The sequence below is a fragment of the Nonomuraea jabiensis genome (assembly GCF_014204795.1).
Taxonomy (GTDB): Bacteria; Actinomycetota; Actinomycetes; order Streptosporangiales; family Streptosporangiaceae; genus Nonomuraea; species Nonomuraea jabiensis.
The window spans coordinates 3,365,652-3,389,161 of record NZ_JACHMB010000001.1; the positions used below are offsets into that span (position 1 = coordinate 3,365,652).

22 protein-coding genes are annotated in these 23,510 nt (G+C 71.7%); 7 read left to right on the forward strand and 15 right to left on the reverse strand.

Annotated elements, in window-relative coordinates; genetic code table 11:
* Positions 1–18 precede the first annotated feature (18 nt).
* Entirely contained in the window at positions 19–546 is a 528-nt protein-coding gene (locus tag HD596_RS15080) for a DUF6886 family protein (RefSeq protein ID WP_185069848.1), read from the forward strand.
* Here HD596_RS15080 and HD596_RS15085 read toward each other — a convergent pair.
* The 8 genes from HD596_RS15085 to xylA form a co-directional block, all read right to left on the reverse strand.
* On the reverse strand, positions 521–1,483 hold the full coding sequence (locus HD596_RS15085; protein ID WP_185069849.1) for a ketopantoate reductase family protein: 963 nt from the start codon (positions 1,481–1,483) through the stop codon (positions 521–523). The two genes, HD596_RS15080 and HD596_RS15085, sit on opposite strands and share 26 nt — an antisense overlap.
* Positions 1,484–1,495: 12 nt before the next feature.
* Complete coding sequence (locus tag HD596_RS15090) at positions 1,496–2,224, reverse strand: glycosyltransferase family 2 protein (RefSeq protein WP_185069850.1); 729 nt, start codon at positions 2,222–2,224, stop codon at positions 1,496–1,498.
* 62 nt (positions 2,225–2,286) lie between these two features.
* Positions 2,287–2,817, reverse strand: coding sequence for an AAA family ATPase (locus HD596_RS15095; RefSeq protein ID WP_185069851.1), 531 nt, complete (start codon positions 2,815–2,817; stop codon positions 2,287–2,289).
* A complete protein-coding gene (lysS, locus tag HD596_RS15100) occupies positions 2,814–4,415 on the reverse strand; it encodes a lysine--tRNA ligase (protein ID WP_185069852.1) in 1,602 nt (533 codons plus the stop codon). Before lysS ends, HD596_RS15095 begins: the two co-directional genes overlap by 4 nt.
* Before the next feature lie 140 nt (positions 4,416–4,555).
* A complete protein-coding gene (locus HD596_RS15105; RefSeq protein ID WP_185067915.1) occupies positions 4,556–5,449 on the reverse strand; it encodes an IS982 family transposase in 894 nt (297 codons plus the stop codon).
* Positions 5,450–5,515: 66 nt separating this feature from the next.
* Entirely contained in the window at positions 5,516–6,616 is a 1,101-nt protein-coding gene (locus HD596_RS15110; protein ID WP_185069853.1) for a Gfo/Idh/MocA family protein, read from the reverse strand.
* A complete protein-coding gene (locus HD596_RS15115; protein ID WP_185069854.1) occupies positions 6,613–7,356 on the reverse strand; it encodes a sugar phosphate isomerase/epimerase family protein in 744 nt (247 codons plus the stop codon). Before HD596_RS15115 ends, HD596_RS15110 begins: the two co-directional genes overlap by 4 nt.
* Positions 7,353–8,504 carry a xylose isomerase gene (gene xylA / locus HD596_RS15120; protein WP_185069855.1) on the reverse strand — a complete coding sequence of 384 codons (1,152 nt, stop codon included), beginning with the start codon at positions 8,502–8,504 and terminating at the stop codon, positions 7,353–7,355. Before xylA ends, HD596_RS15115 begins: the two co-directional genes overlap by 4 nt.
* Before the next feature lie 91 nt (positions 8,505–8,595).
* On the opposite strand from xylA, the gene HD596_RS15125 reads away from it, so the two are divergent.
* Positions 8,596–9,708, forward strand: coding sequence for an ROK family transcriptional regulator (locus HD596_RS15125; RefSeq protein WP_246554466.1), 1,113 nt, complete (start codon positions 8,596–8,598; stop codon positions 9,706–9,708).
* A 23-nt stretch (positions 9,709–9,731) separates the two neighbouring features.
* Positions 9,732–10,169, forward strand: coding sequence for a GNAT family N-acetyltransferase (locus HD596_RS15130; RefSeq protein ID WP_185069857.1), 438 nt, complete (start codon positions 9,732–9,734; stop codon positions 10,167–10,169).
* Here HD596_RS15130 and HD596_RS15135 read toward each other — a convergent pair.
* The 3 genes from HD596_RS15135 to HD596_RS15145 all read right to left on the reverse strand — a co-directional run bounded on the left by HD596_RS15135 (position 10,163) and on the right by HD596_RS15145 (position 12,325).
* Positions 10,163–10,678 (reverse strand): DinB family protein, encoded by a 516-nt coding sequence (locus HD596_RS15135; RefSeq protein WP_185069858.1) that lies wholly within the window; start codon positions 10,676–10,678, stop codon positions 10,163–10,165. The two genes, HD596_RS15130 and HD596_RS15135, sit on opposite strands and share 7 nt — an antisense overlap.
* 65 nt (positions 10,679–10,743) lie before the next feature.
* Entirely contained in the window at positions 10,744–11,196 is a 453-nt protein-coding gene (locus HD596_RS15140; protein ID WP_185069859.1) for a VOC family protein, read from the reverse strand.
* A 91-nt stretch (positions 11,197–11,287) separates the two neighbouring features.
* On the reverse strand, positions 11,288–12,325 hold the full coding sequence (locus HD596_RS15145; RefSeq protein ID WP_313044113.1) for a LacI family DNA-binding transcriptional regulator: 1,038 nt from the start codon (positions 12,323–12,325) through the stop codon (positions 11,288–11,290).
* Positions 12,326–12,476: 151 nt separating this feature from the next.
* On the opposite strand from HD596_RS15145, the gene HD596_RS15150 reads away from it, so the two are divergent.
* Positions 12,477–13,148, forward strand: coding sequence for a polysaccharide lyase family 7 protein (locus HD596_RS15150; RefSeq protein ID WP_185069860.1), 672 nt, complete (start codon positions 12,477–12,479; stop codon positions 13,146–13,148).
* A gap of 50 nt (positions 13,149–13,198) precedes the next feature.
* Entirely contained in the window at positions 13,199–14,164 is a 966-nt protein-coding gene (locus HD596_RS15155) for a DUF2332 domain-containing protein (protein WP_185069861.1), read from the forward strand.
* Positions 14,165–14,176: 12 nt separating this feature from the next.
* Here HD596_RS15155 and HD596_RS15160 read toward each other — a convergent pair whose 3' ends face one another.
* Together HD596_RS15160 and HD596_RS15165 are read right to left on the reverse strand one after the other, a co-directional pair.
* Positions 14,177–16,522: an FtsX-like permease family protein gene (locus tag HD596_RS15160; RefSeq protein ID WP_185078491.1), complete on the reverse strand. Its 2,346-nt coding sequence runs from the start codon at positions 16,520–16,522 to the stop codon at positions 14,177–14,179.
* Complete coding sequence (locus HD596_RS15165) at positions 16,522–17,253, reverse strand: ABC transporter ATP-binding protein (RefSeq protein ID WP_185069862.1); 732 nt, start codon at positions 17,251–17,253, stop codon at positions 16,522–16,524. Before HD596_RS15165 ends, HD596_RS15160 begins: the two co-directional genes overlap by 1 nt.
* Before the next feature lie 90 nt (positions 17,254–17,343).
* Between HD596_RS15165 and HD596_RS15170 the strand changes: the two genes are divergently transcribed.
* The gene (locus HD596_RS15170; protein ID WP_185069863.1) at positions 17,344–17,952 is read left to right on the forward strand and encodes a response regulator transcription factor; all 609 of its coding nucleotides are present in this window, start codon (positions 17,344–17,346) and stop codon (positions 17,950–17,952) included.
* Here the strand turns inward: HD596_RS15170 and HD596_RS15175 are convergent.
* Together HD596_RS15175 and HD596_RS15180 are read right to left on the reverse strand one after the other, a co-directional pair.
* Entirely contained in the window at positions 17,949–19,898 is a 1,950-nt protein-coding gene (locus HD596_RS15175; protein WP_185069864.1) for a sensor histidine kinase, read from the reverse strand. The two genes, HD596_RS15170 and HD596_RS15175, sit on opposite strands and share 4 nt — an antisense overlap.
* A 94-nt stretch (positions 19,899–19,992) precedes the next feature.
* Positions 19,993–21,009, reverse strand: coding sequence for a hypothetical protein (locus tag HD596_RS15180; protein WP_185069865.1), 1,017 nt, complete (start codon positions 21,007–21,009; stop codon positions 19,993–19,995).
* A gap of 252 nt (positions 21,010–21,261) precedes the next feature.
* Between HD596_RS15180 and HD596_RS15185 the strand changes: the two genes are divergently transcribed.
* The gene (locus HD596_RS15185; protein ID WP_185069866.1) at positions 21,262–23,175 is read left to right on the forward strand and encodes an APC family permease; all 1,914 of its coding nucleotides are present in this window, start codon (positions 21,262–21,264) and stop codon (positions 23,173–23,175) included.
* Positions 23,176–23,510 lie beyond the last annotated feature (335 nt).

Consider the following 23,510-nt stretch of genomic DNA (forward strand, 5'->3'; position numbering starts at 1 on the left):
TGCGCCAGGATTGCCGTCATGAGACCCGAGCCGGGGCAGGTGCTCCACTTCTCCGAGGACCCGACGATCGAGCGGTTCGTCCCGCACGTGGCGCCGACGTCGAAGTTGAAAGAGTCGTACGTGTGGGCCGTCGATCACGACCGCTGCCCCGACTACTGGTTCCCGCGCGCCTGCCCGCGGGCCATGGCCTGGGTGGGACCGCGCACCACCGAGGAGGACGCGGCCCGGATCATCGGCGCGGGGTGCGGCGAGCGGGTGCACGCCATCGAGTACGGCTGGCTCCAGGCGATCAGAGAGGTCCGGCTGTACGCCTACCGGCTGCCCGCGGACGGCTTCGCGCCCATCGGCGACCCGCCGTCCGCCGTGGTCTCCACGGCGGCCGTGACGCCGCTCGGTCCGCCGGAACGCGTGGGCGACCTGTTCGAGCTGCACGAGGAGGCGGGGATCCAGCTCAGGGTGCTGCCCAGCCTGTGGCCGTTCTGGGACGAGGTGATCGCCAGCACGCTGGAGTTCAGCGGGATCAGGCTGCGCAACGCCCGTCGATGAGGGCCTGCAGCGTCTCCAGCGGCATCGAGCCGGGCGGCCGCTTCTCCTGCGCGAACGTGTTGGCCTCGCGCCGCAGCACCTCGTTGACCGGGGTGGGCACGCCGTGCAGGCGGCCGAGCAGCACGATCTCGCCGTTGAGGTAGTCGGCCTCGATGGAGCCGCTGCCCCTGGCCAGGCTCTGCCACGACGACCCGCCGCCGCGGGCGATGCCCTCGATGTGCCGGACGTCCACCTGGTGGCCGCGCAGGCTCGCCTCTTCCTCAGGCGTGGAGTACGCGATCCCGGCCCGGTCGAGCAGGGCTCTGGCCTCGGCCCTGGCCACCTCGACCACCTTCTCCCTGCCGGGAGCGTGGCCCACGAGCGCCTCCACGGCATTGCCCAGGTTGCTGAGCAGCTTGCCGTGCTTCCAGCGCATGACGTCGGTCTGGGTCAGGCCCACCAGGCCGTGCTTGCCGAGGTCGCCGGCGATCCGCTCGGCGAGGTCGTCCACACCCTGGGGATAGCGCCCGACATGGAGCAGGCCCGAGTACGGGTGCCCGTGGGCGGCGACGACGCCGGGCTCCAGATGCTGGGCCGGCAGCCACACGCAGATGCCGTAAACGCGGTCGAACCGCCGCAGGACCATGCGCTCGTTGGCCACGCCGTTCTGGGCGCAGGCCACGGGCAGGTCGGACGGCCAGCCGGCCAGCGCGGAGACGGTGTCCTGGGACTTGGTGGCCAGGATCAGCACGTCGTCGTCACGCGCGGGGACGGGGCCGTCGGCGGCGGGGATGTCGAGGGTCTCGGTGGATTCGGGGGTGATCAGCCGCAGGCCGTCACGCTTGAGTGCCTCGTAGTGGGCGCCTCTCGCGACGAGGAGAACGTCGTGCCCGCCTTGGTGGAGGCGGGCACCGATGGTTCCGCCGACTGCTCCTGCTCCGATCACTATGTAGCGCATTGTCCAAGGATGTCACTTTGCGAGGGCGACCTGGGTCTGCGCCGGCACGGCTGACCCCCGCATCCGCTCCCGCATGATCGTCTTGAGCACGCGCCAGCCGTCGCGCACCGCGTTCAGGTTGCTCACGCCGTGGATGCGGGAGCGCTCGTGGCTGGGGACCTCGTGGATGATGAGGCCGGCCTGGGCGGCGCGGACGTTCATCAGGGTCTCGATCTCGAAGCCGTCGCAGTCGAGCTCGAGGGCGTCGAGGTGGCGGGCCCAGAAGGCGTTGTAGCCGTAGCAGAGGTCCGTGTAGCGGGTGCCGTAGAGCAGGTTGGTCATCCCGGTGAGGACCTTGTTGCCGAGCGAGCGGATCGGACTGAGGTCGTCCGAGCCGCCACCAGGGGCGTACCTGGAGCCCTTGGCGAAGTCGGCGCCGTCGAGGAGGGTGGAGACGAAGGAGTGGATCTCCCGGCCGTCGGTCGAGCCGTCGGCGTCGATCATGACGATGATGTCGCCGCGGGCGGCCTGGAAGCCCTCGATGAGGGCGTTGCCCTTACCGCGCCGGCTCTGCACGACGACCCGGAGGTCGGGGCGCAGCCTGCGCGCTACGGCGACGGTGTCGTCGGTCGAGTTGCCGTCGACCAGGATCACCTCGTCGATCCAGTCGGGCAGCGTAGCGAAGACGTGGGGAAGGTTCTCGGCCTCGTTCATCGCGGGGACGATGACACTGACGCTGGCGGCGAAAGGCTGCTTGTTCATGGAATCAAGATGACTCCCCACACATGCAAGTCACTTGACACCGCCTTGCATTGGTCCGTCATTTATCGGACCAGCGCCTCCGCGGCCCTCGCGATGATCTCGTCGACGGTCTCCTCCGGGGTCTGGCGGGTGGTGTCCAGCCACAGGCCGATGCGCGGGGTCTCGGCCCGGAGCGACCCGTCGAGCTGGGCAATCGTCCAGTCGGAGCCGTAACCGACCTTGGGGCGGGCACGTTCGCGGCGATCCACTTCATCCGGGTCGGGCGCCAGGACGATTACATGAAGAGGACGAGTATGAATCAATTTCGTAAACCGTTCCAAGTCCGGTCCAAGAATGACGTCCTGGACTATTGGCGTGAATCCGGCTTCGAAATACAGGTCCGCGGTGTTGGCCGCTATCCGGTGACGCAGGTGCAGCTGGCGGACCGCCTCGCCGTCGAGGTCGGGGGTCATCTCGGCGCGGCCGCCCACGACCATGCGGCGGAAGGCGTCGCCGCGCACGTGGGCGGAGCGCGGCAGCCGCTCGGCCAGCGCCTGCGCCACCGTGGACTTGCCGGCGGCCGAGATGCCGGTGATCAGGACGGCGCCGTTCACGTGCCGACCAGCTTCCGCACCCGGTCGGCGCCTATGGACAGCAGCAGCGTGGGCAGCCTGGGGCCGGTGTCGCGGCCGACCAGCAGCCTGTAGAGCAGGGCGAAGAAGGCCCGCTGCGCCGCCTTCAGCTCGGGCGTCGCCTTGGCGTCGGCCGGCAGGCCCGCCTGGAGCTTCGGGACGCCGTACACGAGCGTGGTGAGGCTGTCCAGCGACCAGTCGTCCAGCCCGTCGGACAGCAGCCGCAGCGACTCGCGCTCGTCCTGGCCGAGCGAGTCGAGCAGCTCCTCGTCCGGCTCCTCGCGCACGCGCGTGCGCTCCTCGGCGGGCACGTGGGCATCGACCCAGCGCTGCGCCCGGTCCAGGCGCGGGCGGGCCTCGTCGAGCGCCTCGATCGCGTCGAGGTCGCGCAGGATCCGCAGGGTCTGCTCGGCGTCGCCGGTCGTGACGTCCACGATGGAGGCCAGCGTCCGGTACGGGACCGGGCGCGGAGTGGCCGGCAGCGGGCCCGCGGCCGTGCCCACCGCCCTCCTGTACGCGGCCAGCTCGGCGGGCTGCCCCTGACCGTCCGCGATCTTGCGCCCCAGGGCGTCCCACTCGTCGTAGAGCCGCTGGATCTCCTGGTCGAAGGCGATCTTGAAGGACTGGGCGGGCTTGCGGCGGGCGTACAACCAGCGCAGCACCGGCGCCTCCATGATCTCCAGCGCGTCGGCCGGAGTCGGCACGTCGCCCTTGGAGCTGCTCATCTTGGCCATGCCGGTGATGCCGACGAACGCGTACATGGGGCCGATCGGCTGCCGGCCGCCGAACACCTCGCCCACGATCTGGCCGCCGACGATCCACGCCGAGCCGGGAGAGTGGTGATCGACCCCCGACGGCTCGAAGACCACGCCCTCGTAGGCCCAGCGCATCGGCCAGTCGACCTTCCAGACGAGCTTGCCGCGGTCGTGCTCGGCCAGGCGCACGGTCTCGCCGAAGCCGCACTCGCAGGTGTAGGCCAGCTCGGTGGTCGCGTCGTCGTACGCGGTGACCGTCGTCAGGTCGCGCTCGCACAGGTCGCAGTACGGCTTGTACGGGAAGTACTCCTCCACCTGCTTCGACCGGTAGCGGGAGAGCACGGCGTCGATCTTCGCGCGCTCGCGCACGGCCAGCAGGATCTGCTCGCGGTAGGCGCCGCGCGTGTACTGCTCGGTCTGGCTGATGCCGCGGTATTCGACGCCCAGCTCCTCCAGGGCCCGGATCATGGGCGCCTTGAAGTGCTCGGCCCAGCTGGCGTACGAGCTGCCGGGAGGGGCGGGCACCGAGGTCAGCGGCTTGCCGATGTGCTCGGCCCACGACGGGTCGACGCCCGCGGGCACCCTGCGGAAGCGGTCGTAGTCGTCCCAGGACAGCAGGTGCACGCACTCGACGCCGCGCCGCCGGATCTCGTCGGCCACCAGGTGGGGGGTCATGACCTCGCGCAGGTTGCCCAGGTGGATCGGGCCCGACGGGCTCAGGCCCGAGGCGCAGACGATCGGTTTGCCGGGCGCGCGCCGCTCGGCCTCGCTGATGACCTCGTCCGCGAACCTGGAGACCCAGTCGGTCTCGGCACTTTCCGCCATCGCGCCATTCTTGCGGCTCCGCGCCGCCCAAGCCAACGCGTTACCAACCAAACCCGCCGTGTCGCCGGTCCTCGGGTCGCCCACCCGGCGCCGGAGCGGCGGGTGGGCGGGGCCGCTAGACGAGTAAGTCCTAAGTCGGGTCAGTGGTCGTAGGCGATCAGGGATCGGGTGATGGGCTGGCCGGTGGCTCGGTTGTGCCAGATGGCGGCGGTCAGGGCCAGGATGCGCTGGGCGATGCGGGCGCCGACCCCGGTGACGGTGCGTCCGCCGTGCAGTTCCAGGTCGAGCTGGCCCTTGAGCGTGTCGTTGACGGACTCAATCAGCTGGCGGATCGGCTTGAGCAGCTCTTCGCCGGGGCGAGGGGTGCGGTTGCGGTAGGACGGGCGCAGCAGCCGCACGCCGCGCTCGGCCAGGAAGGTGTCCAGTTCGGCGGAGATGTAGCCCTTGTCAGCGACGATGAGCAGGCCGGGCCGGTCGGCGAGCAGGTGCGGGTCGTGCTCGCAGATGGCCATCAACACCTGGCGTTCGTCGATGTTGGGGGTGGCCAGGGCCCAGGTGATGGGTAGTCCGGCGGGGGTGCAGATGAGGTGCAGGCGCAGGCCCCAGAAGTAGCGGGAGTGGGAGCGGCAGTAGCCGTAGCCGGCCCAGCCGGCCAGGTTCGAGCGTTGGGTGGTGGGGCGGGAGCGGCCGCATTCGATCGGAGTGGAGTCGGCCACCCACACCGCATCGCTCCACAGGTCGGTGTCGGATGCCAGCGCCCGGATGGCCCGTTTGAGCAGCGGCAGGGCCTTGTGCAGGCGTTTGTTGTAGCCGGACTGGCCGGGCAGGTAGGGGAAGGCGCCGGGCAGGTGCTTGGGGACGTAGCGCAGCCAGCGCGCCTCGGAGTGGATGCCGAGCAGGACCTGGGCGACGGCCAGGGTGAGCAGTTCGGCGTCGGTGAGTTTCGGCTTGCGTCCCAGTCGTGGCTGATGTCCGAGCCAGTCGTCGATGCTGACGTACAGTGCGGTGAGAAGGGTGTTGAGGTCTGTTGTCACAAACCGATCGTCAACACCCTTCGTTATGTACGCACTCCGTACCGCAGCTACTTAGGACTTACTCGTCTAGAGGGTCGCCGCGTACGGGTCCCAGTCGGCGGGGAGCGGGTCCGGAGCGGTCGTGGTGGAGGTGATGGGCAGGAACTCCCCGCGCTCGCCGGACTCCGAGATGGCGCACATGAGCTCGAGCACGTGGTACGCCAGCTCCCCCGACGCCCGGTGCCCCGTGCCCGCCCGGAGCGACCTGGCCAGGTCGAGCACGCCGATGCCGCGCCCGGCCGTGGTGCCCGACACCGGCAGCTCGCGCCAGTCCGCGTCGCGCGCCCCCCGGGCCAGCAGCGGCCCCTCGAAGGTGTTGGGGTCGGGGAGCGACAGCGCGCCCTCGGTGCCGATGATCTCGATCATCCGGCGGGGAACCGGCGAGTCGAAGCTGAACGTGGCCGTCGCCGTCGCCGTCCCCGGGAAGTCGAGCAGCGCGTTGACGTGCGTCGGGACGTCCACGGGGAAGACCAGGCCCTCCTTGGGCCCCGAGCCGACGACGCGGTGCGGCCGCGCCTTGCGGGTGTCGGCCGCCACCCGGGTGACGGGCCCGAGCAGCGACACCAGGGCGGTCAGGTAGTAGGGGCCGAGGTCGAAGAGCGGGCCGCCGCCCGGCTGGTAGAAGAACTCGGGGTTGGGGTGCCAGGACTCCGGCCCCAGGTTCTGGATGGCGGACGTGACGGCGACCGGCTCGCCGATGAGGCCGGAGCGCAGGGCGTGCAGGGCCGACTGGAGCCCGGCGCCCAGGAACGTGTCGGGGGCGCCGCCGACCCGCAGGCCCAGGTTGGCGGCCTCGGCCACGACCTTGGCGGCCTCGTCCACGTTCATGGCCAGCGGCTTCTCGCCGTACACGTGCTTGCCGGCGCGCAGCGCCTCCAGCGCGACGGCCGCGTGCGCGGACGGGACGGTGAGGTTGACGACGATCTCGACCTCGGGCACCGCCAGGACCGTGGCGAGGGTGCCCGACACGGGGACGCCGTACTCGGCCGCGACCGCGGCGGCCCGCACGGTGTCGATGTCCGCGAGGCCCAGCACGCGGACATCGGGGAAGGAGGTGAGGTTTCGGAGGTATTGGCCACTGATGTTCCCGGCGCCGACGAGGGCGACGCCGATGGGGCCGTTGCTCAAGAGCCCTCCAGGGAGGTGAGGTAGGCGTGGCTGTCCGCGAGAGCGGCGAAGATGTCGGTCGCGCACTCGTCGAGCTCGACGATGCGCCAGGCGTCGGGCGCGGCGGCGAGGATCTCGGGCACCGGCATGACACCGCGGCCCACCGCGGTGTGCGGCTCGCCCTTGACCACCGGGCCGTCCTTGACGTGCAGCGCCAGGATGCGCTCGGAGAGGCGGCCGAGCAGGGCGGGCACGTCCGCGCCGCCCACCGCCGCCCAGTAGGTGTCGATCTCCAGGAACACCTCGGGAGCGAGCAGGTCGGCCAGCACCTCGATGGCGTGCCGGCCGTCGATCTCGGGCTCGATCTCCCACCAGTGGTTGTGGTAGCCGATCCGCATCCCGTACCGGGCCGCCTGCTCGGCGAAGCCGTTCAGGAGATCGGCCGTGCGCGACAGGCCGTCGCGCGTGGTGAACTCCTCGTGCTCGATGCCGCCGGGGATGATCACCAGGTCGGTGCCGACCGTGGCGATGGCGTCGAAGACCTCCGCCGGCTCCTTGCTGAGCAGCGCGTACGCGTGCGTGCTCGACACCGTCAGCCCCAGGTCGTCCATGACCTCGCGGAAGCCCTTGGGGTCCGTCGTGGGGTCGAAGGGCTCCACGGCCAGGTAGCCGATCTCCGCGATCCGGCTCAGCACCGTGTCGCGGTCGGCCGCCAGCGCGTCCCTGACGGTGTAGAGCTGGACACTGATGGGTTTCGTCATCCGCGTACCCCCAGGAGGTGCTCGAGTGCGAGCTGGTTGAGCCGGGTGAAGTGGAAGCCGCGGGCGGCGGCCACCTCGGGGTCGAAGTCGTCCTTGGCCAGGTCGGCCCAGGTCTCGCCCGGCGCCAGCGTAGGCTGGGCGAGCTCGTCCACGCGGGAGGCGCGCAGGGCCTCCTGCACCTCGGGGTCGGCGCGGAAGGCCCGCGACTTCTCCTTGAGGATCAGGTAGGTGCGCATGTTCGCGGCCGCCGAGTCCCACACGTCCTGGGCGTCCTCGGTGCGCAGCGGCTTGTAGTCGAAGTGGCGGGGGCCGTCGTAGCCGCCGTTCTCCAGCAGGTCGACCAGGAAGAAGGCGCTCTTGAGGTCGCCGTGGCCGAAGATCAGGTCCTGGTCGTACTTGGGGCCGTGCTGGCCGTTGAGGTCGAGGTGGAAGAGCTTGCCGTGCCACAGCGCCTGCGCGATGCCGTGCACGAAGTTGAGCCCGGCCATCTGCTCGTGGCCGACCTCGGGGTTGAGGCCCACCATCTCAGGGTGCTCCAGCTCGTTGATCAGCGCCAGGGCGTGGCCGATCGTGGGCAGGAGGATGTCGCCGCGCGGCTCGTTCGGCTTGGGCTCGAGGGCGAAGCGGAGGTCGTAGCCGCGCTCCAGCACGTACGAGCAGAGCGTGTCCAGGCCCTCCTTGTAGCGGTCGAGCGCGGCCTTGACGTCCTTGGCGGCGTCGGACTCGGCGCCCTCGCGGCCGCCCCAGCACACGTACGTCTTGGCGCCGAGCGAGGCGGCCAGGTCGATGTTCCTGATCACCTTGCGCAGCGCGTACCGGCGGACGTCGCGGTCGTTGCTGGTGAACGCGCCGTCCTTGAAGACCGGGTGGGTGAACAGGTTCGTGGTGGCCATCGGGACCTTCATCCCGGTCTCGTCCAGGGCCTTCCTGAACGCGGCGATGGCCTTGTCCCGGTCGGGCTCGACGGCGAGCAGGTCGTCGTCGTGGAAGGTGACGCCGTACGCGCCCAGCTCCGAGAGCTTGTGGACGGTCTCCACCGGGTCGAGCGGCGCCCGCGAGGCGTCGCCGAAGGGGTCGCGCGCCTGCCAGCCGACCGTCCAGAGGCCGAAGGTGAACCGGTCGGTCGGGGTCGGGATGAAATCGGTCATTTAGGTGCGCTCCTCGGGGATTAGTCCATAATCTGTACATAATCCTGAGGAGGCAGGCATGGTCGCGTCAAGAGGGGTACGGCATGATTCCATGCGTGCCCGTAACCTGGCCGTAGTCCTGGGTGCCATCCACCGATCAGGACCTCACACCCGCGCGGCGCTCGCCGAGATGACGGGGCTCACCAAGACCACCGTGTCCAGCCTGGTCTCCGACCTGATCGAGGCGGGGGCGGTGGCCGAGAGCGGGGCCGTGCGGGGCGGCGAGCGGGGGCGGCCGGGCGTGGCGGTGAGCCTGAGCGGCGACCGGGTCGCCACGCTGGGGCTGGAGATCAACATCGACTACCTGGCCGCGTGCGTCGTCGATCTGACCCGGGCCGTGCGGCTGCGCCGTACCCGGCCGGCCGACAACCGCAACTCCGACCCCGTGGACATCCTCGGGAGCCTGCGCGACCTCGTGAAGGAGACGACGGCCGAGGCCGAGCTGGCCGGGCTGCGGATCATCGGCGCGGCACTGGCCGTGCCGGGGACGGTCGAGGGCGAGGTGCTGCGTAACGCACCGCACCTGGGCTGGCGGGACGTACGCGTGCCGGACCTCGTCGACCTGCCCTTCGCCATCGACAACGAGGCGAACCTGGCGGCGCTCGGCGAGCTGTGGTTCGGCTCGCGGGAGACGGACTTCCTCTACGTGTCCGGCGAGATCGGCATCGGCGCCGGGCTCGTGGTGGACGGCACCCTGTTCAGGGGGACGTTCGGGCTGGCGGGCGAGCTGGGCCACGTGGTCGTGGTGCCCGACGGGCCCGCCTGCAGGTGCGGCGGGCGCGGCTGCCTGGAGGTGTACGCCGGCCAGGACGCCCTCCTGGGGGCGCTGCCCTCGGTGTCCGAGCTGGTCACGCGGCTGGAGTCGGGGGAGCAGCGGGCGCTGGAGGCGTGCGGGCGGGCCGGGCACGCGCTCGGCGTGGCGCTCACCTCGGCCGTGCACCTGCTCGACCCGGGCCGGATCGTGCTCGGCGGGATCTACGCGCCGCTCTTCCCCTGGCTCGAAGGGCCGGTGGCGGAGGGGTTGGGCACCCGGCTGGGCCACATGCGGGGCACGCCGCCCGCCCTCGTGGTCTCGGGCACCGGCGCGGACGCCGCCGTGCTGGGTGCGGCAGGGCTGATCATCCAGCAGGTCATCGCCGAGCCCGCCCAGATGCTCGGCCTGTAAGGGGCGATCCCTACCATATCGGCATGCTGATCGAAGAGCGGGCCGCCGAGGACGGCGAGCTGGCCGAGCTGCTCGACGCGGCGTTCGCGGAGCTGGTGGCGCGTTACGGGCCCGAGGGGCGCTCGCAGGTCAAGGCGGGCGCGAGGTTCCTCGTGGCGTCGGTGGACGGCCGGGCCGTCGGCTGCGGCGCCGTGCAGCGCGTGGACGACCTCACCGGGGAGCTCAAGCGGATGTTCGTGCTGCCCGAGTATCGCGGGCGCGGCATCGCCACGTCCATCCTGGGCGCGCTGGAGGGGCTGGCCTGGGATCTGGGCTACCGGCGGCTGCGGCTGGCGACCGGGCTGCGGCAGCCCGAGGCCATCGCGCTGTACGAGCGGTGCGCGTACCGGCCGATCGAGCCGTACGGCAAGTACGTGGACGCCCCCCTGACCCGCTGCTACGAGAAGCCGCTGGCTCAGTAGTAGCCCTTGGCGCCGTCGAGCAGCTCCCTGACCGTGTCGAGGTGGCCGACGTGCCGGGCGGTCTCCTCGACCATGTGGATCAGGATCCAGCGCAGGGTGGCGGCGCCCGAGCTGAAGCCGGGGAACTCGCCCACCTCGTCGAACGAGTGCGCGGCGACGATCTCGTTGGAGACCGCGCACTGCTGCTCGTACTCGTCGAGGAGCCGGGCCAGCGGGACGCCCTCGACCCGCATGTCGGCATCCTCCACCGCCTCGTCGAACTGCGGGTTGGTGGCCGAGTCGCGGCCCAGGAAGAGCACCTCGAACCAGCAGTGCTCGGTCCAGCGCATGTGGGAGACCAGCCCCGCCACCGTCATGAGCGGCGAGGTCGGCAGGACCGGCCGGTGGGCGTCCTCCTCCGACAGGCCCTCGCATTTCCACCGCACGAGTGCGCGCTGCATGTCGAGCCAGCCGGTGAGCTGGGTACGTTCGTCTGCCACGGCGGGAGGGCGTACGCGTGAGAGGCTCATGGCCGCCGACGCTACCGGAACGCGACAGGCGGGCGGACCGGGACGGCCCGCCCGTCCGCCCGCGACTAGCCGTTGGCCGCGTCCTCCAGGCCCTGGACGTCGATCTTCCCCATGCCCAGCATGGCCTTGACGGCGCGCTGTGCCCGCTCCGGGTCGGGGTCGCCGATCAGCTCCTGGAGCCGGCGCGGGATGATCTGCCAGGACAGGCCGTACCTGTCCTTCAGCCAGCCGCACTGCGACTCCTCGCCGCCGTCGGTGAGCTTCGCCCACAGCTCGTCGACCTCCTCCTGCGAGTCGCAGTCGACGTAGAGCGAGATGGCCTCGGTGAACTTGAACTCCGGGCCGCCGTTCAGCGCGATGAACCGCTGCCCGGCCAGCTCGAACGTCACCACCATGGCCGCCCCGGTGGGCCCGGGCGTGACCTCCAGGACGCGCGAGTCCTTGAAGAGCGAGGTGTAGAACCCGGCGGCCTCCTCGGCCTGGTCGTCGAACCAGAGGAACGTGGTGATCTTCTGCATGGCGTTTCCTTCCTACGAGGTCTCTCGCCAACGCGTCGAACTCACCTGGCCCGGATCGACAGACCAGACATTTCTTTTTCCGGCTGCCGGGTCAGCGAGCCCTTCCCGGATCAGCGGGCGCCGGCGCGGTGCTCTCGCGGACCACCAGGCTGGTCGCCAGCTCGACCCGCGGCGTGTCGGGCTCCTGGCCGTTGATGAGCTGGATCAGCATGCGGGCGGCCATGGCCGCCATGTTGGCCAGGGGCTGGCGCACGGTGGTGAGCGTGGGGGCGATCCACTGGGCGAAGGACAGGTCGTCGAACCCGACCACGCTCAGGTCCTCCGGCACGCGCAGGCCGCGCGCGTGGGCCGCCCGGTACGTCGCCAGCGCCTGGATGTCGTTGCCCGCGAAGACGGCCGTGGGGCGGTCGGGCAGGTCCAGCAGCTCCACGGCGTGGTGGTAGGCCGGCTCGTGGCTGTAGTCGCCGTGCCGGATCAGGGCGGGGTCGACCTCGATGCCCACCTGGTCGAGCGCGGCGCGGTAGCCGTCGAGCCGGGCCCGCGAGGTCAGCCGGTGCGCGGGACCGGTGATCATCGCGATCCGCCGGTGGCCGAGCTCGATCAGGTGCCTGGTCGCGGTGAAGCCGCCGTTCCAGCTGGTCGAGCCGACCGAGGGCACGTCGGGGCCCTCGTCCACGGACGGCTGCACCACCACGAACGGGATGCCCAGCCGCCGCAGCTCGCGCTCCTGGTCGGCCGAGAGCTCGGAGATGACCAGGATCGCGCCGAGCGAGCCGCGCGTGCCGAGGTCGTCGAGCCACTGGCGGGCCAGGTTGCTCCGCTTGTGCACGGCCGAGACGACCAGGCCCATGCCCTCGGCCTGCAGCGCCTCCTCGGCGCCGCGGATCAGCTCCACCGCCCAGGGGTTGTCCAGCTCGTTGATGACGAACTCGATCAGGCCGCCGGGGTGCTCGTGCCGGCCCGGCAGCGTGTAGCCGTGCTGGCCGAGCAGCCGCTGGACCTTGCCCCGGGTCTTCGCGGAGACATCCGACCTTCCGTGCAGCACCTTGGACACGGTCGAGACCGAGACGCCGGCTTTGGCCGCGATGTCGGCCATCGTGCTCCGCCGCTCCGTCGTGATGTCGTCCACTGTTCACATCCTTCCGCCCCCTAAGTCTGCCGTCTCGAACAAGCCCTTGACGCCATCCGACGTTTCGCCTACTTTTCCGGCAGGCCGATTTTCGCAACTTTTCGCAAACCGCCGCTCCGCCGCACTCCGACTTCCCCCCCAGGAGGAACGCATGGATCACGCACCCAGCCGCCGCGCGGTGCTCGGCGGCACGATGGCCGGCCTCGCCGTCCCGCTCCTCGGCGGCACGCCTGCCCGGGCCGCCGCCGCCCAGGCGGCGGGCCCCATCGGGTCCGGCTGGACAGAGATCTTCTCCGGCTACTCCGTCCACCAGCCGCCCGACAGGACCCGCCACACCTACGACGCCGCCACCGGCGAGCACCACTTCTGGGTGTACGACACCGACCCCAGCACCTTCCCCGGCCAGGACTCGGGCCCGCGCAGCGAGCTGCGCTTCCACAACGACTACACCTCGGGGGACGCGCAGTTCGAGTGCGACATGAAGATCGGGGCGGGCACGCACCGGATGTGCGTCATGCAGGTCTTCGGCGGCGCGACGTCGGCGACGGCGTTCATGACGCTGGCCATGAACACCGACAGCATCAACTACTACGACTCCACGACGCAGATCTACGCCCCCGTGTACGACAAGTACATCCGGCTCAACGTCGTCCACGAGACCGGCATCGGCAAGATCCACATCTTCGTCAACCGCCAGTACCGGACCAGCTTCAACGACCGCGGGGCGGCCACCCACTACTTCAAGGCCGGCCTCTACGGCCGGGCAGGGATGTCGGCGCGCAGCGACAACTACCTCAAGAACATCCACATCTATCGCAAGTGACACCCACCCGGCCCGCCCCGCTCCCGGGGGCGGGCCTTAGAGTGTCGATCATGGAGCCGACGACCGCGGAACAGTACCGGCGCTTCGCGTCGAGGGAGGCCCGCGGCTCGTCGCCGCTCTACGAGCAGCTCGCCTCCGGGGTGGCGGACGACCCCGACCTGATCGCGCTGCTGTCCGGCCTCCCGCCCGCCAAGCGGCAGCCCAACCTGCTGTTCGCCGCCGCCCGCTACGTCGCGGGGACGCCCGCCGGCTACCAGGAGTTCCGCCGGTCCGTGCTCGACCACCGGGACGCGGTCGTCGCCGCGATGCTCTCCCGGCGTACCCAGACCAACGAGGCGGGCCGGTGCGCCGCGCTCTACCCGCTGCTCGCCTCGCTCCCGCAGCCGCTGGCGCTGCTGGAGGTCGGCGCGTCGGCCGGGCTGTGCCTGCTGCCCGATCGCTACGGCTACGACTACGACGGGAGCCTGGCCGGGGACGTGGACAGCCCGCTGCGGCTGCGCTGCCGCACCGAGGGCGAGTCGCGTTTCCCCGAGCCGGGCGCGGTGACCGTCGCCTGGCGGGCCGGCATCGACCTCAACCCCCTCGACGTCACCGACCCCGACGACGTGCGGTGGCTCCGTACGCTGGTCTGGCCCGGACAGGACGACCGCCTGCGGCGCCTGGACACCGCCATCGAGCTGGCTCGCCGGGATCCGCCCCGCATCGTGCGGGGAGACCTCAACGCGCGTCTCGGCGAGGTGGCCGCCCAGGCGCCCGCGCACGCCACGCTCGTCGTCTACCACACCGCGGTCCTCTATTACGTGCCGGACGACGGGCGCGCCACGTTCGTGGAGCAGGTCCAACGGCTCGGCGGCCACTGGATCGCCCAGGAGGACCCGGGCGTCCTGCCGGGCGTGGACGCCCGGCTCCCCGAGCGGCCGCCGGCGGACGTCCTCACCTACGCGCTCGCGCTCGACGGGCGTCCGGTCGCGTTCTCGGCGATGCACGGCGGCTGGCTCCGCTGGCTGCCCGCCTGAACCCCGGCCCCGTCACTCGCGCGCCGCGAGCGTGTCCGCCGGACGGCAGCTCAGCGCGAACCTGCCCGGGACGGCCGTGGCCGCCAGCGCCAGGGCCGCCACCGCGGCGACCACCGCGAGGTACGCGCCCGAAGGCACGTACGGCAGCGCCGACCCCGTCATCCCCGCGCTGAAGGCGGCCAGCGTCACCAGCGAGATCGCCGTCCCCAGGGCCACCGCCACGACCGTCGCCGTCAGCGTCTCCGCGCGCAGCATCCGCGCCGCCTGCCGCCGCGTCGTGCCCACCACCCGCAGCAGGGCCAGCTCCCTGGACCTGGCCAGGGTGGACATGGCCAGCGTGTTGACCACGGCGATCGCGCAGAAGGCGATGATCAGGCCCATGGCGACGTACGTGACCGCCGCGTTGGGGCTGTCCACCTCAGCAGCCCCGGCCCCGTCGAGCACCGCCCCGCCCGACGCCCGCCGGAGCGCCTCGCGGTCCCCGCCGGAGACCAGGACGGTGCCCCGCGGGTCGTCGACGTGGCCCGCGACGAGCCCCCGGGAAAGGGTCAGGTCGCCGAAGCCGAGACCGCGGGCGTAGATCGCGACGACCCGCACCTCGGCGGGGGTACCGTCGCCGAGCACCAGACCGACCCGGTCTCCGAGGCCGGCGTCCAGGCGGTCGGCGGCGGTGCGGCTGATCGCCGCCGACGTGTCGCCGAGCCCGTCCAGCGAGCCCGCCACCACGTCCAGATCCATCGTCCGGTCCAGGCCGCCGGGCGTGACGGCCTGGACGGCGTACTTCTCGAGATCGATCCTGACCGACGTGCGCAGCACCTCCGTGACGGCACGCACGCCGGGCACCTGGCGCGCGGCGGCGGCGGAGGCGCCGGGGCCGAGCACGTGGTCGGCCCTGACGCCCGCGCCCAGCTCGTCCTGCGCGGCGTGCCCCATGGTGGTCTGCACGAACAGGATCGTGCACGTCATCGCCGTCATCAGGGTCAACGGCACGATCACCGAGGCCAGCCGTCCGGTGCCGGCGCGCAGGCTCTTGCGCGCGAGGTAGCCGGCCACGCCGGGCGCGCGCAGCGGCAGCGCCGTCACCGCCCGCGCGACCAGCGGCCCGAGCAGGGCGACCGCGATCGTCCACACCAGCGCGGTCAGCATGGTGACAGGGCTGGAGGCCGCCTCCGTGTTCAGGCCGGCCAGCACGATCGTCAGGACCACGCCGCCGGCCAGGGCGAGCAGGCCCGCGACCAGCCGCACCGGCGGGATCCCGGCGGCGGGCAGCGCCGTCTCTCCCAGCGCCTCCACCGGCCTGATCCGCGTCGTACGGCGGGCCGAGACGCGCGCCGCCACCCACGCGACCACCAGCGTGGTCACGACCGCCACGATCGAGGGGAACGGGCTGACCACCAGCCGCAGGTTCGCCGGCATCGCGCCCAGGTCGACGAACCTGGACCGCAGCCAGAACCCGAGCGCGATCCCGGCCCCGGAGCCGAGCGCCCCGGCGACCGCCCCGATGAGCAGGGCCTCGCCGCCGACGAGCCTCCTGACCTGGCCCGGCAGGGCGCCGACGGCCCGCAGCAGGGCGAGCTCACGCCGGCGCTGCTGCATGGACAGCGCGAACGTGCCCACCACGACGAGGATCGCCACCAGCAGCGAGGTGCCGCCGAGCGCGCCGCCCAGGCTGATGAGCCTGACCCGGGAGTTCTCCGCCTCGGGGAACTCGACCGCCCCGCGCTCGTCGCCGGTGTAGACCATGGCGCCCTTGACGGCAACCTCGACGGCGACCTCGACTCCGGGCCAGACGCCGATCGCCGTCACCAGGCCGTCGCGCCCGGCCAGGCGGCGGGCCTCGCCGGTGGTGAAGAAGATCGTGTCCTGGCCGGGCAGCGCCTGCGCGGTCACCCCCACCACGCGGTGGCCGGGGATCGTCCGGCCGGCGTGGCGGGCGTCCACGACCACCTCGTCCGCGGCCTCGGGGGCGCGCCCCTCGGCGAGCGTGAACGGGGTGAGCGCGGCCGACTCCCAGCCGTGGGCGGTGAACCCCGCGTAGGGGAAGCTCACCTCGGTGACCACCTTGGTCACGCCAGGCACGCGGGCGAGGTCCCGCGCCAGGGAGGCGGGGATCCACCTGCGTTCGGACAGGAGCTTGGCCTTCTCCTTGCCGCTCTCCTTGGTCTGCCGGACGTACTGGTCGCCCGCCACGATCACGGGGGCGCCGGCGTACCGCTCGGGCGCCACCCCGCCGCGCAGGCCCGTCTCCAGCAGCATCCCGCACGCGGTCACCAGCGCCGCCGCGCACAGCAGGGCCACGAACGCGCCGGCGAACCCGGCCTTGCGGTGGCGGAGCATCCTCAACGCGAAGGAGATCATCAGTTCCACGCCCCCAGCCCGGTCATGCGCCCGGCCACCTTCTCGGCGGTGGGAGCCGCCATCGCGTCCACGATCCGGCCGTCGGCCAGGAACAGCACGGTGTCGGCGTACGAAGCCGCCACCGGGTCGTGGGTGACCATCACCACGGTCTGGCCCAGCCCGGAGACCACCTCCCGCAGGAGAGTCAGCACGTCGCGGGCGGTCATCGTGTCCAGCGCGCCGGTCGGCTCGTCGCCGAACACCACCTCCGGCCTGGTCACCAGCGCCCTGGCGATCGCCACCCGCTGCTGCTGGCCGCCGGAGAGCTCGGCCGGGCGGTGCCCGGCACGGCCGTCGAGGCCCACCCGGTGCACGACCTCCCGCAACCAGCCCCGGTCGACCCGGGTGCCGGCCAGCATGAGCGGCAGCGTGATGTTCTCCGTCACGGTCAGCGCGGAGACCAGGTTGAAGGCCTGGAAGACGAAGCCGACGCGCCGCCGCCGGAGCTCGGTCAGCGCGTTCTCGTCCATGCCCGCCAGGTCGGTGCCGCCCAGGCGTACCGATCCCGAGCTGGGGACGTCGAGCCCGGCGGCGCAGTGCAGGAACGTGCTCTTGCCCGAGCCCGAGGGGCCCATGACGGCGGTGAAGGTGCCCCGGGGGATGGCGATCGACACCTCGCGCAGGGCCGCCACCGCGCTCCGGCCCCTGCCGTACACCTTGCTCACCGCGTCCAACCGCACTGCCTCTGTCATGGTTCAAGCCTGCTGATCTGCGCTTTCCGCCACCAGAGAGCCGGTCACGACCCCGCCATGACCTCATCATGATCCGGACATAATGGTCAGGTGATCCGCATTCTCCTGGCCGAGGACCAGCACGTCATCAGGGAAGCGCTCGTGACCCTGATCAGCATCGAGCCCGACATCGAGGTGGTCCAGGCGGTCGAGTCCGGGGACGCGGTGGTCTCCGCCGCCCTGGTCCACAAGCCGGACGTGGCCGTCCTGGACGTCGACATGCCCGGCGCGATCGACGGCCTCGACGCCGCCGGCGAGCTGCGCGCGAAGCTGCCGGGCTGCCGCACGCTCATGCTCACCGGCCACGGCAAGCCGGGCCACCTCCGCCGCGCGCTGGCCTCCCAGGTGGACGGCTTCATCCTGAAGACCGCCTCGCCGGAGGAGCTGACGGGCGCGATCAGGAAGGTGGCGCGGGGCGAACGGGTGCTGGACCCCTCGCTCGCCAGCACCGCCTGGAACCTGGCCGACAACCCGCTCACCCCGCGCGAGGTCGACGTCCTGCGGCTGGTCGCGGCGGGCGCCGAGGCGACCGAGATCGCGGGCCGGCTCTTCCTGAGCGCGGGGACGGTCCGCAACTACATCACCGCGATCGTCGCCAAGCTCAACGCCCGCAACCGCACCGACGCCGTACGCATCGCCACCGAGGCCGGCTGGATCTAGATCGGCACCGTGGCGGTCAGCTCGAAGCAGCCGTCCTCCTGGGACACGGCCAGCCGCCCGTCGAGCGCCGTCAGCCGGGTGGTGAGGTTGCCGATCCCGGCCGAGCCGCGGCGTCCCTCCGCGGCGCGTGCCCCGTCGTTGCGCACGCTCAGCCGTACGGCGCCGTCCCGTACGGACGTGGTGATCGTGCACCGGCGGGCCGAGCTGTGCCGCAGGACGTTGGTGACGGCCTCCCTGAGCACGATGCCGAGCGTGGTGTCGGCCTCCCCGCCGAGGGTGTCGTGGCCCAGGTCGAGCCGGACGTCGATGCCCGCGGTCGCCAGCAGCGAGCGGGCCGACTCCGCCTCGGTGGCCAGGGACAGCTCCTGGCGCCCGCCCGACACCGTCCGCAGGTCCCGCATCGCCTGCTCGGTCATCGACAGGACGTCGTCCAGCTCCTTGCGCGCCCGGCCGGCGTCGAGGCGGCGGGCGAGCTCGCACTTGAGCAGGATCGCCGCCAGGGTGTGTCCGAGGAGGTCGTGCAGGTCACGGGCGGCACGCAGGCGCTCCTCGACGACGGCCGCGCGGGCCGGGCCGTCCCGCGACTCGTGCAGTTCCCTGGCCAGCTGGGCCAGCTTGAGCAGCCCGTACACGACCAGGCCGGTCACGACCGTGCTGATCGCGTAGTTGACGGTCAGCGGGACCGGCAGGCCGAGCAGCACGCCGGCCGCCGCGACCACCGCGACGACGGCCGCCACCAGCGGCAGCGCCGCAGCCCACGGGAAGGCCAGCAGGATCGGCCCCGCCAGGAACCCCGCCACTCCCAGCCAGGACTGCCCGAACAGCGGGACCGGCGCGAACGTCAGCACCGCCATGATCGACAGCGCCACCGGGTGCCGCCCCTCGACCGACCGCAGCTGCATGAAGACGATGACGGCCAGCGGGACCGCCGGCCACAGCGAGCCGGCCACCAGCAGCGCCTTGGCCGAGAACCCCACCAGCACGGCCGCCAGCAGCGCCATCGGCAGCACGCTGCCGCCCGTGTCGGGGACGGGCTCGGTGACCGTGGCGGGCAGCCTCGCCTCCACCGTCACCAGGGCGTCGTCGGTGAGCCCGACGGTCAGCGTGCCGCCTGCCGCCTCGACCTGGGCCGGCAGGTCGCCCAGGCTCTCGTCGCCGGCCGTGCGGGCGCCGTCGTGGGAGACGCGCAGGCGTACCGTGCCCGCCTCCGCGAAGGTCTCGATGCGGCAGGTGGTGGCGGTGCGCCGCCGTACGATCTCCGTCACGGCCTCCCGGAGCACCGCCGCCAGGAGCGCTCCCGCGGGCCCCAGCGGCTCGGCGTGCCCGGCGCGCACGTCCACGGTGACGCCCGCGGCGGTCAGCATGGCCTTGGCGGTGGAGATCTCGGGGGCCAGCGACATGGCCCGGTAGCTCGCCGCCGCGGCCCTGGCCTCGGCCAGCGAGCGGCGGGCGGTCTCCACGTCGGGATCGCCCGTCCGGGCGCCGTCGGCGATCGTGGCCAGCGCCCTGCCCAGGCCCGCGCTCAGCTCGGCGGCGATGCGCAGCCGCTCCTCGGCCGCCGCCGTCACCGCCAGCGCGAGCCTGGCCGCGTTCACCTCGTCGATCCGGTCGATCATCTTCGTCAGGCCGTAGACGACCAGGGAGATCAGCACCATGCTGATCACCGGGTCGGCGGGGCCGAGCAGCGCGGCGCTCGCCGCCACCGCCAGGGCGAGCGGCCACAGCCGGGTCAGCAGCAACGACCCGCCGACGAAGCCGAGCACGCCGACGGAGGAGCCGGACAGCAGGACCGACCCGTACGCCAGGACGGCCTGGAGGGGGACCAGCCACCACGACCGCCACCGGGCGAAGGCGACCTGCACCCCGAACACGGCCAGCGCCAGGGGCGAGCCGGCGGCCACATAGACGCTCGCGAAGCCCGCGAACACCACGACAACGATCAGCATCGCCCGCTTGTGCACCCGAGCAGCCTAGGAGACGTCCCTGCGCCGCCGGGTGCCGGGGATCAGGCACTCGGCCGCCGGCTGCCGGGTGCCGGGGTCAGGCGGCCGTACCGACCGGGGCGGCCGGAACGCGCCGCCCGGCCGACGCCCCGGGCCTGCGGGCGGAGACGGCCAGGACCGTGGTCGCGCAGGCCGAGACCAGCCCGGCGAGGGCGGCGGCGGCGCCGAGGGTCGACGCGTCGGGGTGGACGAGGGCCTGCCCGCGCTGCGCCTGCCACAGCACCAGCCCCGTGAGCCCCGCGTACCCGAACGCGGCGACGACCACCAGCGCGGCACGGGTGCCGGCGCCCGCGAGGACCCGGAAGCGCCGGGCGAGCAGGCGCAGGCCGATCGCGACCAGCGGGAGCACCTGCAGGGCGTGCAGGCCGACGAAGTGCGCCACCCGCAGGTCGCCCGCGCCGGTCTCCCACCCGGTGACCGGCATGCCGGCGCCGCCGTCGGGCGCGCCGACGCTGTGCGCGCCGATCGTGGTCAGGCTCAGCCCCCTGGCCAGCCCTGCCGCCTGGCCGGGGGTGGGAGCGGTCATCAGGTAGCCGACGGACATGCCGGCGAGCGAGATGGCCAGCCCCAGCGGGATCGCCCACGCCATCGCCCGGTCCAGGCGGCGCTGCGCCATCAGGAGGATCCCCATCGCGAAGGTCATCAGCCAGCCCAGGTACGCGGCGCCACCCATGATCATGAACACTGTCTCGTCCAGCCCGGTGGCGAAGTTGAAGTGGCTGCGCACGCCCCGTGCCGCCTGGAAGGTGATGGCCGTGATCTCCGGGAGGAGGAAACCGGCCACGGTCACCGTGCCCAGCCACCACAGCGTCCGCCGCCACCGGCGGGCCTGGCCGATCATCCAGGCCAGCGTGAGCGCGTAGAGCCCGAGGGAGATCGCGAACTTGACCGGCTTGAGCCACACCCCCTGGCCCATCAGCGTCCGCCCGTCCACCGCGAGCCCGATCGCGCAACCGACGGCCAGCACCGCCATCGCCGCCGCGCAGTAGCTGAGCGGGCCATGCCACGCGGACGTGGCCTTGCGAAAGTCCCGGCGCTGGAGCAGGGCACCCATGACGACTCCTTCACATCGACTGGGTGCAACTCTGCTGGTCAGCGGCCTGCCGGACCAGAGACGTGATCACCGGCCGGGCATGATCTCCTCACAAACCGGGCATCTTGTTACGGTCGGGCCGATAGTGCTGAGACTGTACTGGTCAGTCTCCGATTTATACGTTTTCTTGACGCCCTGACCAGGCTATTCACCTCTTTGGCCTGGATAGTGTGCGATGCATCTTTATGCGGCCATTACGGAGGGGTGACCGTTATGGTGCTGGCGAAAAAGCCGGCCCCCACGGAAGGGACGCTGCGCTCCTGGCTGCTGGAGGGGCTGCAGACCGACCGCAAGCAGATCCAGCACGGCCCCCATGTGAAGCACCCGTGGTGGCGGGTGATGTGCCTGACCGGCGTGGACTACTTCTCCACGCTGGGCTACCAGCCGGGCATCGCGGCGCTGGCGGCCGGGCTGCTCTCGCCGCTGGCCACGTTGTTCCTGGTGGCGCTCACGTTGCTGGGCGCGCTGCCGGTCTACCGCAGGGTCGCGGTCGAGAGCCCGTACGGGCAGGGCTCGATCGCGATGCTGGAGAAGCTGGCGCCGCAGTGGTGGGGCAAGCTGTTCGTGCTGGCCCTGCTCGGCTTCGCGGCCACCGACTTCGTGATCACGATGACGCTGTCGGCGGCGGACGCGACCGCCCACATCCTGGAGAACCCGTTCGTGCCGGACTTCCTGGCCGGAGAGCGGGTCATCGTGACGCTCGTGCTGCTCGCGCTGCTCGGCGGCGTGTTCCTGATGGGCTTCACCGAGGCGATCGGCATCGCCGTGGTGCTCGTCTTCGTCTACCTGGCACTGAACGCGGTCGTGGTCGCGACGGCCCTCGTGCATGTGCTGGAGGCCCCTCAGGTGGTCGTCGACTGGAAACGCGCGCTGAGCCTGGACTTCTCCAGCCCGCTGGCCATGATCGGCCTGTCTCTGGTGGTCATGCCGAAGCTGGCGCTGGGCCTGTCCGGGTTCGAGACCGGTGTCGCGGTGATGCCGGTGGTCAAGGGCGAGATCCAGGAGCGGATCAAGGGCACCAGGCGGATGCTCACCACCGCCGCGCTGATCATGAGCGTCTTCCTGATCTTCTCCAGCTTCGTCACCACCGTGCTCATCCCGCACCGTGAGTTCGAGGGCGGCGGCAAGGCGAACGGCCGGGCGCTGGCCTACCTGGCGCACGAATACCTGGGCACCTGGTTCGGCACCGTGTACGACGTCTCCACGATCGCGATCCTGTGGTTCGCCGGGGCCTCGGCGATGGCCGGGCTGATCAACCTGGTGCCGCGCTACCTTCCGCGCTATGGCATGGCGCCGGAGTGGACGGGCGCGATCCGGCCGCTGGTGCTGGTGTTCTCGGTCATCGCGTTCGCCATCACGATCATCTTCGACGCCGACGTGGACGCCCAGGGCGGCGCGTACGCCACCGGCGTGCTCGTGCTCATGCTCTCCGCCGCGGTCGCGGTGACGCTGTCGGCCGGGAAGCAGGGCCAGCACAAGGCCATGGTCGGGTTCGCGCTCATCTCGTTCGTGCTGGCGTACACGCTGATCGACAACATCATCGAGCGACCCGACGGCGTCAAGATCGCCTCGTTCTTCGTCGCGAGCATCGTCGGCCTCTCGTTGATCTCCCGCGCCACCCGCTCCACCGAGCTGCGGGTCACGGCGGTGCACCTGGACCCGCTGGCCGAGCAGTTCGTCAACGAGGCGGCGTGCGGCGAGATCCACGTGATCGCCAACGAGCCGCACCAGCGGGACCAGACCGAGTACAACGACAAGCTGCGCGAGGCGTGGATCACCCACCGGCTGCGTCCCGCGGAGCCCGTCCTGTTCGTGGAGGCGACGGTGCCGGACGCCTCGGAGTTCGAGTCGGAGCTGCACGTCAAGGGCGAGGAGCGGTACGGCCACAAGATCCTGTCGGTCGAGACCTCCGCGGTGCCGAACGCGCTGGCCGCGCTGCTGCTGCATCTGCGCGACCGGACCGGTTCCGTGCCGCACATCTACTTCCACTGGACCGAGGGCAATCCGGTCGTGGCGATGCTGCGGTACCTGGTCTTCGGCGGCGGTGACGTGCCGCCGGTGACCAGGGAGGTGCTGCGCCAGGCCGAGCCGGACCGGGAGCTGCGGCCGCGCGTCCACGTGGGCTGAGCGCGGGGCGGCGGCCTCCAGGTCCGCCAGGCGCCGGCCAGCGCTGCGGCGATCGCGATCCGGAACAGGACGAGGCTCGTGGCGTCGTTGAACAGGCTCGCGGCCTGCACCAGGGTCTGATCGGCGAACGTGGCCACCACCGTGGCCAGCGCCACCAGGAACAGCACCACCTGCACGCTGTGCACCGCGTCTCCTCGCCTAGCCGTCGTTCATGCCGACCAGACTTCCTGGCGCACCGTGCGTAAACAGTACGAGACCGCGCTGTCCGCGGGGCCGTGTACGGATCCCGTCAAGAATCCTTCCCTCGCCGTATGAAACCCGTCAAGAACGACAAA